The organism is Nocardioides sp., from assembly GCF_035503875.1.
Classification (GTDB): domain Bacteria; phylum Actinomycetota; class Actinomycetes; order Propionibacteriales; family Nocardioidaceae; genus Nocardioides.
This window is the reverse complement of the sequence record NZ_DATJTA010000081.1, coordinates 1-14,915: the sequence shown is the minus strand read 5'-3', so window position 1 is coordinate 14,915 and position 14,915 is coordinate 1. Positions and strand designations below refer to the sequence as shown.

General features: G+C 71.8%; 16 protein-coding genes. 9 read left to right on the top strand and 7 right to left on the bottom strand.

Going from position 1 to position 14,915, the window contains the following annotated elements:
• Positions 1-433: 433 nt before the first annotated feature.
• Positions 434-1,543, top strand: coding sequence for a sn-glycerol-3-phosphate ABC transporter ATP-binding protein UgpC (locus VMF51_RS19215; protein ID WP_325476075.1), 1,110 nt, complete (start codon positions 434-436; stop codon positions 1,541-1,543).
• Here the strand turns inward: VMF51_RS19215 and VMF51_RS19210 are convergent.
• Positions 1,533-1,856, bottom strand: a complete 324-nt coding sequence (locus VMF51_RS19210; RefSeq protein WP_325476074.1) for a hypothetical protein — start codon at positions 1,854-1,856, stop codon at positions 1,533-1,535. The two genes, VMF51_RS19215 and VMF51_RS19210, sit on opposite strands and share 11 nt — an antisense overlap.
• A gap of 39 nt (positions 1,857-1,895) precedes the next feature.
• On the opposite strand from VMF51_RS19210, the gene VMF51_RS19205 reads away from it, so the two are divergent.
• A complete protein-coding gene (locus VMF51_RS19205; RefSeq protein WP_325476073.1) occupies positions 1,896-3,131 on the top strand; it encodes a hypothetical protein in 1,236 nt (411 codons plus the stop codon).
• A gap of 90 nt (positions 3,132-3,221) precedes the next feature.
• Here VMF51_RS19205 and typA read toward each other — a convergent pair whose 3' ends face one another.
• Complete coding sequence (gene typA, locus VMF51_RS19200; RefSeq protein ID WP_325476072.1) at positions 3,222-5,129, bottom strand: translational GTPase TypA; 1,908 nt, start codon at positions 5,127-5,129, stop codon at positions 3,222-3,224.
• Between the two features lie 229 nt (positions 5,130-5,358).
• On the opposite strand from typA, the gene VMF51_RS19195 reads away from it, so the two are divergent.
• Complete coding sequence (locus VMF51_RS19195) at positions 5,359-5,829, top strand: PPOX class F420-dependent oxidoreductase (protein ID WP_325476071.1); 471 nt, start codon at positions 5,359-5,361, stop codon at positions 5,827-5,829.
• A 23-nt stretch (positions 5,830-5,852) separates the two neighbouring features.
• On the opposite strand, the gene VMF51_RS19190 is transcribed toward VMF51_RS19195, so the two are convergent.
• Entirely contained in the window at positions 5,853-6,401 is a 549-nt protein-coding gene (locus VMF51_RS19190) for a TetR/AcrR family transcriptional regulator (RefSeq protein ID WP_325476070.1), read from the bottom strand.
• Positions 6,402-6,470: 69 nt separating this feature from the next.
• Between VMF51_RS19190 and VMF51_RS19185 the strand changes: the two genes are divergently transcribed.
• The gene (locus tag VMF51_RS19185; RefSeq protein ID WP_325476069.1) at positions 6,471-7,256 is read left to right on the top strand and encodes a phosphatase PAP2 family protein; all 786 of its coding nucleotides are present in this window, start codon (positions 6,471-6,473) and stop codon (positions 7,254-7,256) included.
• A 249-nt stretch (positions 7,257-7,505) separates the two neighbouring features.
• Here VMF51_RS19185 and VMF51_RS19180 read toward each other — a convergent pair whose 3' ends face one another.
• Positions 7,506-8,252, bottom strand: a complete 747-nt coding sequence (locus VMF51_RS19180) for an SDR family oxidoreductase (RefSeq protein ID WP_325476068.1) — start codon at positions 8,250-8,252, stop codon at positions 7,506-7,508.
• A 77-nt stretch (positions 8,253-8,329) separates the two neighbouring features.
• On the opposite strand from VMF51_RS19180, the gene VMF51_RS19175 reads away from it, so the two are divergent.
• The 3 genes from VMF51_RS19175 (at position 8,330) to VMF51_RS19165 (ending at position 10,565) form a co-directional block, all read left to right on the top strand.
• Positions 8,330-8,692: a hypothetical protein gene (locus tag VMF51_RS19175; RefSeq protein ID WP_325476067.1), complete on the top strand. Its 363-nt coding sequence runs from the start codon at positions 8,330-8,332 to the stop codon at positions 8,690-8,692.
• 137 nt (positions 8,693-8,829) lie between these two features.
• Positions 8,830-10,065 carry a D-inositol-3-phosphate glycosyltransferase gene (mshA, locus tag VMF51_RS19170; RefSeq protein WP_325476076.1) on the top strand — a complete coding sequence of 412 codons (1,236 nt, stop codon included), beginning with the start codon at positions 8,830-8,832 and terminating at the stop codon, positions 10,063-10,065.
• Positions 10,062-10,565: a YbjN domain-containing protein gene (locus VMF51_RS19165; protein ID WP_325476066.1), complete on the top strand. Its 504-nt coding sequence runs from the start codon at positions 10,062-10,064 to the stop codon at positions 10,563-10,565. The genes mshA and VMF51_RS19165 overlap by 4 nt, the downstream gene beginning before the upstream one ends.
• A gap of 3 nt (positions 10,566-10,568) precedes the next feature.
• Here VMF51_RS19165 and VMF51_RS19160 read toward each other — a convergent pair whose 3' ends face one another.
• Complete coding sequence (locus VMF51_RS19160; protein ID WP_325476065.1) at positions 10,569-11,516, bottom strand: DMT family transporter; 948 nt, start codon at positions 11,514-11,516, stop codon at positions 10,569-10,571.
• 71 nt (positions 11,517-11,587) lie between these two features.
• Between VMF51_RS19160 and VMF51_RS19155 the strand changes: the two genes are divergently transcribed.
• Complete coding sequence (locus tag VMF51_RS19155) at positions 11,588-12,226, top strand: maleylpyruvate isomerase N-terminal domain-containing protein (protein ID WP_325476064.1); 639 nt, start codon at positions 11,588-11,590, stop codon at positions 12,224-12,226.
• Positions 12,227-12,286: 60 nt separating this feature from the next.
• Here the strand turns inward: VMF51_RS19155 and VMF51_RS19150 are convergent, their stop codons facing one another.
• Positions 12,287-12,964: a response regulator transcription factor gene (locus tag VMF51_RS19150; RefSeq protein WP_325476063.1), complete on the bottom strand. Its 678-nt coding sequence runs from the start codon at positions 12,962-12,964 to the stop codon at positions 12,287-12,289.
• Complete coding sequence (locus VMF51_RS19145) at positions 12,961-14,118, bottom strand: sensor histidine kinase (protein WP_325476062.1); 1,158 nt, start codon at positions 14,116-14,118, stop codon at positions 12,961-12,963. Before VMF51_RS19145 ends, VMF51_RS19150 begins: the two co-directional genes overlap by 4 nt.
• A gap of 121 nt (positions 14,119-14,239) precedes the next feature.
• On the opposite strand from VMF51_RS19145, the gene phoU reads away from it, so the two are divergent.
• A complete protein-coding gene (gene phoU, locus VMF51_RS19140) occupies positions 14,240-14,896 on the top strand; it encodes a phosphate signaling complex protein PhoU (protein WP_325476061.1) in 657 nt (218 codons plus the stop codon).
• The last annotated feature ends 19 nt before the right edge of the window (positions 14,897-14,915 follow it).

Below are 14,915 nucleotides of genomic sequence, written 5' to 3'. Positions count from 1 at the left end.
GACCACCGCGATCAGTCCGATGATGATGCGTCGCAGGATGCGTGCACGGGACTGCTTGGCGTTGACCTGCTGGGCCTTCTCCCGCACGGCCGCACGGGAGTGCGGGGGCGTGGGGACGTTCGGCGTTTCGTCGCTCGACATCGTTCCTCTTGATTCCCGGGGACGGGCATCCCCTGCACGCTCCGCGGACAGGCGCGGCACGGCACGGATCCGATGCTAGCCAGGGAGGCTGAGAAATGCCCAGACGGGCCCTGGCCGACGCCTGCGAACCCCGCCGTCGTCCCGGGGAAAGCGCTTCATCCGTGCTGGACGCACCCACCCCCGCATGACATACTGATCCCGGCCCGATGGCGGGCCACGGCGGTTCACCCCCGCCGCTTCCTCACAACGGATCGTCCGGCACGTACCTGCCGGTGAAGGAGACAAAAGAAAAATGGCGACTGTCACGTATGACAAGGCGACCCGGCTCTATCCGGGTTCCACCCGCCCCGCGGTCGACTCCCTCGACCTGGACATCGCGGACGGCGAGTTCCTCGTCCTCGTCGGCCCCTCCGGCTGTGGAAAGTCCACCTCCCTCCGGATGCTCGCCGGCCTCGAAGAGGTCAACGACGGCAACATCTTCATCGGCGAGCGCAACGTCACCGACGTGCCCCCGAAGGACCGCGACATCGCGATGGTGTTCCAGAACTACGCGCTCTACCCGCACATGACCGTCGCCGAGAACATGGCCTTCGCCCTGAAGATGGCCGGCGTCGGCAAGGACGAGCGGCGAGCGCGCGTGGCCGAGGCGGCCAAGCTGCTCGACCTGGAGGCGTTCCTCGAGCGCAAGCCCAAGGCCCTCTCCGGCGGCCAGCGGCAGCGGGTCGCCATGGGCCGCGCGATCGTGCGCCAACCCGAGGTCTTCTGCATGGACGAGCCGCTGTCGAACCTCGACGCCAAGCTGCGCGTCTCGACCCGCACCCAGATCGCGGCGCTGCAGCAGCGGCTGGGGATCACGACCGTCTACGTCACCCACGACCAGGTCGAGGCGATGACGATGGGCGACCGGGTCGCGGTGCTCAAGGACGGCATCCTGCAGCAGGTCGACACCCCGCTCGCGCTGTACGACCGGCCGGCCAACCTGTTCGTCGCCGGCTTCATCGGCTCGCCCGCGATGAACCTGCTCTCCGCCAAGACCTCCGGCGAGGGCATCGCCACCGTGGACGGCTACCAGCTGCCGATCGACCGGGGCGCCGCCGCGCGGGCCTCGGGCGCGGTGACCCTCGGCGTACGCCCCGAGTCCTGGCGGCTGGCCGCCGACGACGACGAGGGCTACCCGGTCAAGGTCGCGGTCGTCGAGGAGCTCGGCGCCGACGCCTTCCTCTACGCCACGCCCGCCGAACCGGCTCCCGGCGCCGCCGGGGAGGGCGGCGTACTCCAGCAGATCGTGGCGCGCATCGACGCGCGGATGTCGCTGGCCAAGGGCGAGGTCGTGCGCCTCACCACCAGTCCCGAGAAGGTGCACGTCTTCGACACCGAGTCCGGCGCCCGGCTCACGCCCTGACGGAGCGGGGACGGCGGATGGCCAGGACGAGGGCGATGGCGAGGAGGGCCAGGCCGAACCCCCGGGCGTAGGTCGTCATCGCCCAGAAGCGCTCGCTCGTCGACCAGTCGGCGGTGCTGCGGTAGGCGGCGAGGCACAGGAGGCTCGCCATTCCGGTGAGGACGGCACCGATGATCGCGATCGTCGCCGGTCGCCCCCTCCCCACGAGGGTCAGGCAACCCACCACGACCAGCAGCGAGGCCGCGACCTCGATCCATCCGCTGATCAGCAGATAGTCCGGGATCGCGTACTGGATCATCTCCTCGTCGTCCACGCGCCGAAGCATGGCAGAGCGGTCGCTAGGGTGCGCGGCATGGTGAGAGTGCGGCGTCTGGTCCACACGACGTGGCTGCGCCTCGTCGATCTCCTCGACCACGCGCGCTGGATCGTGCTCAGCCTGGTGCTCGCCTGCGTCGGGCTGGTGGGGGTCTGGGCCGAGGTGCCCCGGGCGGTCAACATCGTGCTCGCCGTGGTCTCGTTCGGCCTGCTGTGGGGAGAGTGGCAGCGGCACCTGGAGAGCCTGCGCTCGTTGCGGTTCATCGACCGGGACGGGGACCCCTACGCCGATCTCGCCGCGACGTACCAGGGCTCCGGGAGGTACGACCTCATCGTGGCGAACCGGCACCACGTCCTCCTGGACCGCGTCGCGACCGCCGCCATCGCCGCCGGCGGGGTCACGGGCGTCGTCGCCGATGAGGGCTACGTCCTGCCGCACGAGCTCCGGGCGGGGGTGCAGTACCGGCGCACGCGGATCAAGCGGCGCGACACCTACAACGGGCCGCTGCTCGGGCTGGACAGCGACCTCGGCGACGGTGACGCGCTCGCCACGGATCAGTGGCGGCTGGTCCGGGCGCGGTACTGGGACCACCTGGCGTCCGACATCATGGCGAGCAAGATCGCGCTCCGCTCGGGTCAGCCCGTTCCCGACCTCGGCCGGTCGTTGTACGTCGACCGGCACGGCCGGCTGCGCGATCTCGGGGAGAGCTGGTTGCTGAACGGCATCGGCACGTCGCTGGTGGCCATCACCAACGACCAGCGGGTCGTGGTGGTGTCCCAGTCGGAGCTGAACGAGTCGAGCGGGGGACTGCTGGCCCCGTCGAGCAGCGGCTCACTGGAGCCGGACGACCTGGACGGTGCGAGCTCGGACTTGATGGCGACGATCGCGGCCAACGGCGTACTCCGGGAGCTGCGGGAGGAGACGGGCATCGTCGCCTCGGAGGTCGTCGAGACCGCGTTCCTCGGCTTCGGGCGCTGGGTCGAGAAGGCCGGCAAACCCGAGCTGTGGAGCGTCGCGCGGCTGTCCATCGACTCGCACGAGGTGCGGCGCAAGCGGATCCTGAACCAGGAGCGTCCGTTCACGACCAGCGTCGGCGCGCTCCGCCTGGCGGACCCGGCGTCCTGGCACGCGGACCGCCCGGAGAAGCTGCTCCCCGAGGCCGACCCCCTGATGCTGTCCGTGCCGCTGCTGATCGGCCTGCGACTCCTGGTCGAGGCGTACCAGGATCCCGCCTCGGTCCCCGGCGACCTGATCCGCCGCGCTCTCCCCTGAAATCGCCGAGTCGGCAGAAGTTGTAGACGGTGTGTCTGCAACTTCTGCCGACTCGAGGCGCAACTTCTGCCGACTCGGCGGTGCTGGGGGCTACTTGGCCTTGCGGGCGCGGGAGGCGATCTTGGCCCGCTCGTTCTGGTCGAGGATCACCTTGCGGATCCGGACCGTCTCGGGCGTGACCTCGACGCACTCGTCGTCGCGGCAGAACTCGAGGCACTGCTCGAGCGACAGCTTCTTCGGCGGGATGAGCTTCTCGAAGTTGTCGGAGGTGGCGGACCGGATGTTGGTCTGCTGCTTCTCCTTGGTGATGTTGACGTCCATGTCGTCGGCGCGGGAGTTCTCGCCGACGATCATGCCCTCGTAGACCTCGGTCGTCGGGTCGACGAACATCACGCCCCGCTCCTGCAGCGAGGTCATGGCGTACGCCGTCGCCGCACCGGCGCGGTCGGCCACCAGCGAACCGTTGTTGCGCGAGCGGATCTCGCCGGCCCACGGGAAGTAGCCCTCCGAGATGTGGTGGGCGATGCCGGTGCCGCGGGTCTCGGTGAGGAAGTCGGTGCGGAAGCCGATCAGGCCGCGGGCCGGGACGATGAACTCCATCCGGACCCAGCCGGTGCCGTGGTTGGTCATGCCCTCCATGCGGCCCTTGCGGACGGCGAGCAGCTCGGTGATCGTGCCGAGGTACTCCTCCGGCGCGTCGATCGTCAGGCGCTCGAACGGCTCGTGGACCTTGCCGTCGACCTCCTTGGTGACCACCTGCGGCTTGCCGACCGTGAGCTCGAAGCCCTCGCGCCGCATCTGCTCGACCAGGATGGCCAGCGCGAGCTCGCCGCGGCCCTGGACCTCCCAGGCGTCGGGGCGCTCGGTCGGGAGGACGCGCAGCGACACGTTGCCGATCAGCTCCGCGTCGAGGCGGTCCTTGACCAGGCGGGCGGTGACCTTGGCGCCCTTGACCCGGCCGACGAGCGGCGAGGTGTTGGTGCCGATGGTCATCGAGATCGCGGGCTCGTCGACGTGGATGAGCGGCAGGGCGACCGGGTTCTCCGGGTCGGCGAGGGTCTCGCCGATCGTGATCTCGGGGATGCCCGCGATGGCGACGATGTCGCCGGGACCGGCCGACTCGCCCGGCTGGCGCTCGAGACCCTCGGTGACGAGGAGCTCGGTGATCTTGACGTTCTTGACCGAGCCGTCGCGCTTCATCCACGCGACCTGCTGGCCCTTCTTCAGGGTGCCCTCGTGGACCCGGACCAGCGCGAGCCGGCCGAGGAACGGCGAGGAGTCGAGGTTCGTGACGTGGGCCTGCAGCGGCGCGCCCTCGGCGTACGTCGGAGCCGGGATCGTCTCGAGGATCGTCTTGAACAGCGGCTCGAGGTCGGGGGAGTCGGGCAGCGCGCCGTTCTCCGGCTGGTCGAGGCCGGCGACGCCGGCGCGACCGGAGGCGTACACCACCGGGAAGTCCAGCGCGTCCTGGCTGTGCTGGTCGTCGAGCAGGTCCATGAACAGCTCGTAGGTGTCGTCGACGACCTCGGCGATCCGGGCGTCGCCGCGGTCGGTCTTGTTGACGACCAGGATCACCGGCATGTCGGCGTTCAGCGCCTTGCGCAGCACGAAGCGGGTCTGCGGGAGCGGACCCTCCGACGCGTCGACGAGCAGCACGATGCCGTCGACCATGGACAGGCCGCGCTCGACCTCGCCGCCGAAGTCCGCGTGTCCGGGGGTGTCGATGATGTTGATCGTCATCGGCTTGCCGTCGGCCGCCGGGCCGGCGTAGTGGATCGCGGTGTTCTTCGCGAGGATCGTGATGCCCTTCTCGCGCTCCAGGTCACCGGAGTCCATCACCCGCTCGGCGACGCTCTCGGCCTGGTGCGCGGTGAAGGCGCCGGCCTGGCGCAGCATCGCGTCGACCAGCGTGGTCTTGCCGTGGTCGACGTGGGCGACGATCGCGACGTTGCGCAGATCGGTGCGGGCGGTCCGGTTTGAATCGGAGGAGGCAGACATGGAGGTACGACGTCACTTCCGGTGGGGTGCGAGGACCCGATCGGGCCTCCGCGAGTCTACCGGCGCGGGTGCTGGCCGCCGATTCAGCGGCGTTGGCGCAGGCTCATCACGGTATGCAGACGAGCCGGCGCCTCCCACGGCGTACCCACCGTGGGAGGTGCGAACTGGTCTGCATCCCGTGATGAACCTGGGACGACCGCGCCACTCGCCGACCGCCTACGGTGGAGGCATGCCCCGGATCGCCACGAGCACCCGCGTCGACCGCGACCAGCTGCTGGAGTTCGTCCGGCCCCGGCACCGGATGCTGCTGGTGACCACGAAGCAGGACGGCTCGCCCCAGGTCTCGCCGGTCACGGGCGGGGTCGACGCCGACGGGCGGATCGTGGTCTCGACCTACCCCGACCGGGCGAAGGTGACCAACCTGCGCCGGCGGCCGGCCGCGACCGTGCTCGTCCTCTCCGACGAGTGGGACGACGCGTGGGTCCAGATCGACGGGACGGCCGAGGTCGTCGACATGCCGGACCAGGCGGCCGAGGACGGCCTGGTCGAGTACTTCCGCTGCATCTCGGGTGAGCATCCCGACTGGGACGAGTACCGCGCGGCCATGCGCCGGCAGGGCAAGACGCTGCTCCGGGTCACTCCCGGGTCGTGGGGGCCGATCGCGACCGGCGGCTTCCCGCCGGACCGCGCACCCGCCTGAGCGTCCGACGGTCTGATGGGGACTCAGTCCGACGTCCCCAGGACCGCCCGGTTGAGTGCTCGCAGGCTCCGCGCGAGCTCCTCGGGGCTGGGGCGCTCCGCGTCGGAGGCGCCGGAGGCGAGCCAGCCCCCCATGACCCGCGCGATCCCGCCGGCGGCGTACGAGACCGCGACGGAGCCGGCCTCGGGGAAGTCCGCCCGGACCTGGTCGGCCAGCCAGGCCTCGAAGGCCGCCTCGACCTGGACGTAGACCGTGGGCTCCTGGGCGAGGCGGACGTACTCCTCGCGCTCCGCGTGCAGCCGCGTCAACGCCGCGGCGATGACCTCGGGACCGTCGGGCGCGCCGCACATCCGGGCGCGCGCCTCGTCGAGCCGGTGCCGGATGGTGACGCCCAGCAGGTCGGCGGTCGAGGAGAAGTGCTGGTAGAAGGTCGGCCGGCTGACCTGCGCGCGGGCGCACAGCGTGCCGATCGTGAGCTCGGACCAGGCCCCCTGCTCGAGCACCTCCTCGACGGCGGCCACCAGGGCGGCTCGCGTGCGGGAGACCCGGGCGTCGGCGGTGTTCGTCGGCACGGGCGTCATCCTCTCGGACGGTCGGAAATCACGTTTCGCCCTCCACTTTACAAATGTAAGGTTGAGCGCGTGCTGAACGTCCTGCCATCGCCGACGACCGCGCCGCCGGCGGGACGCCAGCGCTGGGCCAGGTACGTGCCGGCCCTGCGGGAGACAGCCCTCGTGCTCGTCCTGTTCGGGCTCTACAACCTCGGTCGGATGGTCGCCACGGGCCGGCTCGACGGTGCCGACGACCACGCGCGGTCGCTGCTCGACCTCGAGCGGACCCTGCGGCTGCCGTCGGAGGCGGCGCTGCAGGAGTGGGCGCTCGGCGTACCCCATCTGGTCGGGCTGGCCGACCGCTACTACCTGCTGCACTTCCCGATCACGGTCGGCGTCCTGGTCTGGCTCTACGTGCGCCACCGCCCGGGCTACACGTGGGCGCGCCGCGCGCTGGTGCTCGCCACCGCCGTCGCGATGGTGCTGCACATCTGGCTACCGATGACGCCACCCCGCCTGCTGGCCGGCCTCGGCATGGTCGACACCGGCCGCGTCGGCGGCAACAGCGCGTACGTCGGCACGCCGGTCTCCGAGCTCGCGAACGAGTACGCCGCCATGCCCAGCCTGCACGTCGGCTGGGCCGTGCTGCTGGCCGTCGTCCTGGTGACCGTCTGCCGGAGCCGGTGGCGCTGGCTGTGGGTCCTGCACCCGATCGTCACGCTGCTGGTGGTCGTGGTGACCGCGAACCACTACTGGCTCGACGCCGTCGTCGGCACCGCGCTCGTCGCCGGCGCACTGGTGCTGGCCGCGCGGGTCGCCCCGGTGGTCGAGCAGCGAGTCGCCCCGGTGGTCGAGCAGCGAAGGACGAAGTCCTGAGCGCCCGTCGAGACCCCTGAGCCGGAAACAGCACCCGGGTGCTTCTCGGACAGCTGGTCATAGGTCTCGACACGCCCGTCGCGGCCGCCCGGTGGTCGAGCAGCGAAGGACGGAGTCCTGAGCGCCCGTCGAGACCCCCGCAGCCAGCAGGTGACGGCGCCCCGCTCATAGGTCTCGACACGCCCGTCGCGGCTTCGTTCCTCAGCCGCGGGGCTCGCTCGACCTTCACCGCGTCAGGCCTTCGCAGGCTCAGGCCTGGCGGTGAACCTTGTGCTGGGATGCCTGAGCGCGAGGACGCAGGACGAGCTCGTCGATGTTCACGTGCGGGGGCCGGGTGATCATCCAGGTGATCGCGTCGGCGACGTCCTCGGCGGTCAGCGGCTCGGCGACGCCGGCGTACACGGCGTCCGCCTTCTCCTGGTCGCCGTCGAAGCGCACCAGCGCGAACTCGTCAGTCTTCACCATGCCGGGGGCGATCTCCATGACCCGCACCGGCTGGTCCCACAGCTCCAGGCGCAGGGTCTCGGTGACGACCTGGGTGCCGTGCTTGGCCGCGGTGTAGCCGGCGCCGCCCTCGTAGGCGATCCGGCCGGCGGTCGACCCGACGTTGAGGATCGCGCCCGCGCCGCTGGCGACCAGGGCGGGGAGCAGGGCGCGGGTGACCTGCATCAGGCCGATGACGTTGACCTCGTACATCCGCCGCCACTCGTCGCTGTCCGCGGCGGACACCGGCGAGCCGCCGAAGGCCCCGCCGGCGTTGTTGACCAGGACGTCCAGGCGGTCGCCCACGACCTCGGCGAGCGCGGCGACCGACTCCTCGGACGTCACGTCGCACACGACCGCCGTACCCCCGATCTCCGCGGCGAGGGCCTCGACCCGGTCCGCGCGGCGCGCGGCGCAGTAGACGTGGAAGCCCTGGGCCGCGAGACCGCGCGCGGTCGCCGCTCCGATCCCGCTGCTGGCTCCGGTCACGACGGCGGTACGACGAGTGCTCACCCGTCCATTCTGGTCGGGCGCAGCGTCCGATGGCACACTGGCCCGTCGTCCGGCACCGACCCGATCGGAGGCAGCACATGGCCCCGCGGACCCTCGCCGACCTCTGCGGCGCGCTCGGCGGACTCGTGTGGGTGGTGCGCTGGATCCTCGCGGTGAACGGCGCCGGCGACGCCGTCCTCGGTACGGCGTACGGCGCCGGCCTGGCACTGCTCGCGATCGGCGTGGCCGGCGCGGGAGCCCGGCTCGCCCGGGCCGCGTGGCTGAGCGCCGTGGTCGCCGTCTGCTTCCCCGTCCTCGCCTGGTCGGTGCTGATGGTGCTGCACGAGCTCGGGGACGAGGCCCGGGTCGACGGGGTCCTGGGCGTGGTCGCGCTGCTGGTCTGGGTACCGCTCGTACGGCGGTCACGCCGCCGGGCCCGGCTCGGGGCGCACGCAGCCTGAGTGGACTGGGCCATCTGAGCACGGCGGGAATCCCCGACCGCTCCTCGTGGTTGCGGTTCGGGGGAGAGGACTGCGCCCAGCACAGGGCGGGTCGAGACACGGTGAGGAGCACGGTGGAGCGCATCAGGCGACTGGCCATGATCAGCCTGCACACGTCGCCGCTGGACCAACCGGGCACGGGCGACGCGGGCGGCATGAACGTCTACGTCATCGAGCTGGCCCGGCAGCTGGCGGTCCGGGGCATCGAGGTCGACATCTTCACGCGGGCGACCAGCTCGGCGCTGCCACCGGTGGTCGGGGCCGGCGACGGCATCTCCGTCCACCACGTGCACGCGGGGCCGTTCGAGGGGCTGACCAAGCTCGAGCTGCCCGGTCAGCTGTGCGTCTTCGCCCGCGAGGTGCTGCGTGCCGAGGCGGCGCAGCCGGTCGGGCACTACGACGCCGTGCACTCCCACTACTGGCTCTCCGGGCAGGTCGGCGCGCTGGCTCGTGACCGCTGGGGCGTGCCGCTGGTGCATTCGATGCACACGATGGCCAAGGTCAAGAACGACGCTCTCGCCACCGACGACACCCCGGAGCCGGCCGCCCGGATCATCGGCGAGGAGCAGGTCGTCGAGGCGGCCGACATGCTGATCGCCAACACCGACCTCGAGGCGCGGCAGCTGGTCCAGCTGTACGACGCCGACCCGTCCCGCGTCGACGTCGTCCACCCGGGCGTCGACCTGTCGGTCTTCCGGCCGCTGGACCGCGCCGAGACCCGGCTGGAGCTGGGGCTGCCCGCCGACGCACACGTGCTGCTCTTCGCGGGCCGGATCCAGCCGCTGAAGGCGCCCGACGTGCTGTTGCGCGCGGTCGCCGTACTCCTGCGGCGCTCGCCCGGCCTGCGCCGGCACCTGGTGGTGCCCGTGGTCGGCGGGCCGTCCGGGAGCGGTCTGGAGCGGCCCGAGTCGCTCGCCGCGCTCGCCCACGAGCTGGGCCTCGACGACGTCGTCCGCTTCGTGCCGCCGGTGGGCCAGGCCGAGCTCGCACGCTGGTACGCCGCCGCCACCGCGGTCGCGGTCCCCTCCTACAACGAGTCGTTCGGGCTGGTCGCCGCCGAGGCGCAGGCCACCGGCACCCCGGTCGTCGCCGCGGCCGTCGGCGGGCTCACGACGGTCGTGCGCGACCGGCACAGCGGCCTGCTGATCGACGGCCACGACCCCGAGGACTGGGCCACCGCCCTGGGCCGGGTCGTGACGGACCCCAACCTGCGGGTCCGCCTGGAGGCGGGCGCGCTGGAGCAGGCACGGCAGTTCTCGTGGGAGGCGACGGCCGACCGGACCCTCGAGGTCTACGAGCGGGCGCGCTCCGCGATGCGCGAGGCGGTCGGATGAGCGACCTGGCCCAGGTCGTCCGCGACCACCTCGCCGCCGACGAGATCGAGTACGACGAGGTCGAGCCCGGTGTCTTCTCCCTCTCGCTGCCCGGCGAGAAGAAGCTGCAGACCGCCGTACGCCTCGACCTCGGCGAGCACGCCCTCGGCATCCACGCGTTCGTGTGCCGCCGACCCGACGAGAACCACGAGCGGGTCTACCGCTGGCTGCTCGAGCGGAACCTGAAGATGTACGCCGTCTCCTTCGCCGTCGACCGGCTCGGGGACATCTACCTCGACGCCCGGCTGCCGCTCTCGGCCGTCACGCCCAAGGAGCTCGACCGGCTGCTCGGATCGGTGCTGACGTACGCCGACGAGTCGTTCAACGCGATCCTGGAGCTCGGCTTCGCCTCCTCGATCCGCAAGGAGTGGGAGTGGCGCAAGCTGCGGGGCGAGCCGACGAAGAACCTCGAGGCGTTCCGCGGCTGGCTGGAGTCGGGCGAGGAGCCGGATCCCGCCTGACCTCTACGCCGGCGCCGGACGGTCCTCCGGCACCGGACGAGGCTTGCGTCGGGCCACGGCCACGCCCACCAGGGCGAGTACGCCGCCGGCGTACGCCATCGTGGGCGGCACCTCGTCGAGGAACAGCAGCCCCATCACGATGGTCAGCGGCGGCACGAGGTACGTCGTGATGCCGAGGCTGCTGGCGCTCATGTGCCGCAGCGCGTAGGCGTACGTCGTGAAGGCGATCGCCGTCGGGAAGACGCCGAGGTAGACGACCCAGACGAGCGACGACACCGGGGCGTCGCGCGCCTCGGACACGAGCTGACCGGCGAACGGGAGGCACACGATCGCGCCGACGGTGCAGGCCAGCCAGGTCACCTGGAGCGCGGGCAGCCGGGCGACCAGCGGCTTCTGCAGCACCAGGCTCACGGAGTAGACGACCGCCGAGACGAGGCACAGCACCACGCCGAGCACATCGCGCTCGCCGCCGTCGGACGTCGACAGCCCGATCAGCGCGACGCCGCCGAAGGCGAGCGCGAGGCCCAGGCCGAGCCAGATCGTGAACCGCTCGCCCAGGAAGACGGTCGCCAGCAGCGCGATCAGCACGGGGGAGACCTGGATCAGCATCGCGGCGGTGCCGGCGTCGACGCGCTGCTCGCCCTCGTTGAGGGCGACGTTGTAGATGCCGAACCAGAGCACGCCGATCGTGACGATCGAGACCCACTGCCGCCCGGTCGGTCGCGGCAGCCCCTGCGGCAGAGCGACCGCCGCCAGGCAGAGCGCCCCGACGAGGAGCCGGCCGAGCGAGAGCGCGCCGGGGGAGAAGTCGTGCCCCAGGTGGCGGATCGCGACGAAGGCCGAGGCCCAGAAGACCAGGGTCACGGCCACCGCCGCGACGGGCAGCCACACCGGAGGCCCGCTCGCGGTGGCGGGACCGGTCGGGGTCGCGGAGGTCGTCGTACTCGTCACCGGGACAGCCTAGGAACGGGCACTGACAGCCGACACGCGGTTTTCGGTCGCCGTACCACGAGATCCCGCCAGTGGGTACGTCTCCCGACATGGACCTGCTGGCCCGCACCTACGACGCCACGACCGCCGCGGTCTCGGGCCTCGACGACGACGACTTCGCCCGGGCCACCCGGGCGGAGGGCTGGGACGTCCGGGCGCTGCTGCTCCACCAGCTCCTCGACGCCCAGCGGGCGCTGGTCGCGCTCGCCACGCCGACCACGGAGCCGGCGGACGTCGACGGCACGACGTACTGGCACGCCTGGCACCCGGACCGGGGCGACGGCGGGGCGGCGCACGCGGCGTACGTCCGGCGTGCCGCGGCGGCGTACGACGGTGCGGCGGGACTGGTCGGCCAGTGGCGCGAGACCGCGAGCGCGGCGGCGCGCGCCTGCGCTGCGGCCGATCCGGAGGACCGCGTCGCGACCCAGGGCCACGTGATCACCGTGGCCGACCTGGCCTCGACGCTCGTCGTCGAGGCCACGGTCCACCTGCTCGACCTGACCCTGCACGTCCCCGGCGGCCCGCCGGCCGACGCGCTCGCGCACACCCGGGCCGTGCTGGAGAGCCTGTACGGCGGCCCGCTCCCCGCAGCCTGGGACGACACCGAGGCCGTCCTGCGCGGGACCGGCCGCCTGCCGGACCCCGCCCCGCGCCTCCCGCTGCTCGGCTGAGCCGACTCGGCGGGCAAGGTCTGCCGACTCGGCGGGCAAGTTCTGCCGACTCGGCGGAGGTCAGAGATCCAATTTGTAGCCGAGGCCGCGGACGGTGACGAGGAACTTGGGCTCGCTGGGGTCCGGCTCCAGCTTGGCGCGCAGGCGCTTGACGTGGACGTCGAGGGTCTTGGTGTCGCCGACGTAGTCGGAGCCCCAGACCCGGTCGATGAGCTGGCCGCGGGTCAGCACCCGGCCGGGGTTGCGCAGGAACATCTCGAGGAGCTCGAACTCCTTGAGCGGCAGCCGCTGCTCGTTCCCGTCGACGGTGACGACGTGCCGCTCGACGTCCATCCGCACCGGGCCGGCCTCGAGCGTGGCGGGCGCGAGGTCGGGCTCCTGACCGCGGCGGAGCACCGCGCGGATCCGGGCGACCAGCTCGCGGGGTGAGTACGGCTTGGTGACGTAGTCGTCCGCGCCCAGCTCGAGGCCGACCACCTTGTCGACCTCGTCGTCCTTGGCGCTGACCATGATCACCGGCACGCTGGAGCTCTGCCGGATCTGCCGGCACACCTCGGTGCCCGGCAGCCCGGGCAGCATCAGGTCGAGCAGCACGATGTCGGCGCCGTTGCGGTCGAACTCCGTCAGGGCCGCGTTGCCGTCGGCCGCGATGGCGACCTCGAAGCCCTCCTTGCGCAGCATGTAGGCGAGCGCCTCGCTGTAGCTCTCTTCGTCCTCGACGACGAGTACCCGGGTCACGGGCTTTCCTCCTGGTTCGTGTCTTCCTTCGAGGCGGCCCCGAAGTACTGGGGGAGGGTCAAGGTGAACGTAGACCCTTGACCCTCGACCGACCACACCCGGACTTCTCCGCCGTGCGTGGCCGCGACGTGCTTGACGATGGACAGGCCGAGGCCGGTGCCACCGGTGGAGCGGTGCCGCGCCGGGTCGACCCGATAGAACCGCTCGAAGATCCGGTCGATCTCGTCGGGCGGGATGCCGATCCCCTGGTCGACCACGGAGATCTCGACCGAGCCCTCCTCGACCTTGGTGGTGACCAGCACGGTGGAGTCGGGCTCGGAGTACGACACGGCGTTCGCGACCAGGTTGCTCACCGCGGCCGTGACCTGCTCCTCGTTGCCGAAGACCTCGAGCCCGGGCGTGCCGGCGGTGAGGATCTCGATGCGCTTGGAGTCGGCGTCGATGGCGCTGGTGTCGACCGCGACCGCGATGACGTCGTCGAGCCCGACCGCGGACGGCGCCTCCAGCGGGTCGTCGGCCTGGAGCCGGGAGAGCTCGATGATCTGCTGCACGAGCTGGGCGAGCCGGTCGCTCTCGATCAGCATCCGGTCGGCGAACCGCTTGACCGCGGTCGGGTCCTCGGCCGCGTCGTGCATCGCCTCGGCGAGCAGCCGGATCGCGCCGACGGGAGTCTTCAGCTCGTGGCTGACGTTGGCCACGAAGTCGCGGCGTACCGCCTCCACGCGCCGCTCGCGGGTGCGGTCCTCGACGAGTGCGAGCACCAGCCGGGAGCCGAGCGGGGCCACCCGGGCCGTGACGTGCCGGGCGGGCACGCCGGGCCGGGTCATCACCAGCTCGGTCTCGCGGATCTGACCGTCGCGGCGTACCTGGCGGACCAGCTCGGCCAGGTCGTCGGCGACCAGCCGGGTGCCGCGCACCAGGCCGAGGGCGTACGCCGGCGCCGAGGCCTTGAGGACGACGTCGGCGTCATCGACCACGACCGCGCTGCTTCGCAGCACCGAGAGCACGGTGGCGACGCCCGCGGGCACGACGGGCTCCTCGTGGTCGGGAAGCCGGTGGTGCTGGCGCTCGCTGACCGCCCAGGCCAGGACGGCGCCGCCTGCGACCACGGCCCCGATGACCGCAGCGAGGAACGCCTGTGTCGTCGGGTCCACGGCGGCAAGAGTACGGTGGGATTCACCCGGAGTTCGCCTCCAGGGCACCGGCTTCCGACTGTTCATCGGCCGTTCACGTGACCACCCCGCGTGGTCACTTCGGCCCCGTAGGGTCGCGCTCATGCGCCAGGTGTTCCACGACCAGCTCGATGCCGTCTTCCGTGATCTCGCCGTCATCTGCGGAGAGGTCGAGCAGGCGGTGCGGCTCGCGACCGCCTCCCTGCTCACCGGTGACGCCGAGATCGCCGAGCGGGTGATCAGCGCCGACATCGAGATCGACCGGGCGCGCGAGCGGGTCGAGGAGAAGGCCTTCGAGCTGCTGTCCCTGCAGCAGCCGGTCGCCGGCGACCTGCGCGTCGTCGTCGCCGCCCTGCGGATGGTGACCGAGCTCGAGCGGATGGGCGACCTGTCCGTGCACGTCGCGAAGATCGCCCGGCTCCGCACGCCGTTCGTCGCCGTGCCCGACGAGGTCCGCCCCACCGTCTCCCGGATGGCCGAGGTCGCCGAGGAGATGGTCGCGAAGGTCTCCCGGATCATCACCGAGCGCGACGTCCAGGCGGCGATCGCCCTGGGCCGGGCCGACGAGGAGATGGACCGCCTGCGCCGTACCTCCTTCACCGAGCTGCTCGGCGACGGCTGGACGCACGGCGTCGAGGCGGCCGTCGACGTCGCCCTGCTCGGCCGCTACTACGAGCGGATCGCCGACCACGCCGTCTCGGTGGCCAACCGGGTCGTCTTCGTCGTCACCGGCGAGAACCCGCGCACCGTGGGAGCCTGATCCCGTCGCGTGACATGAA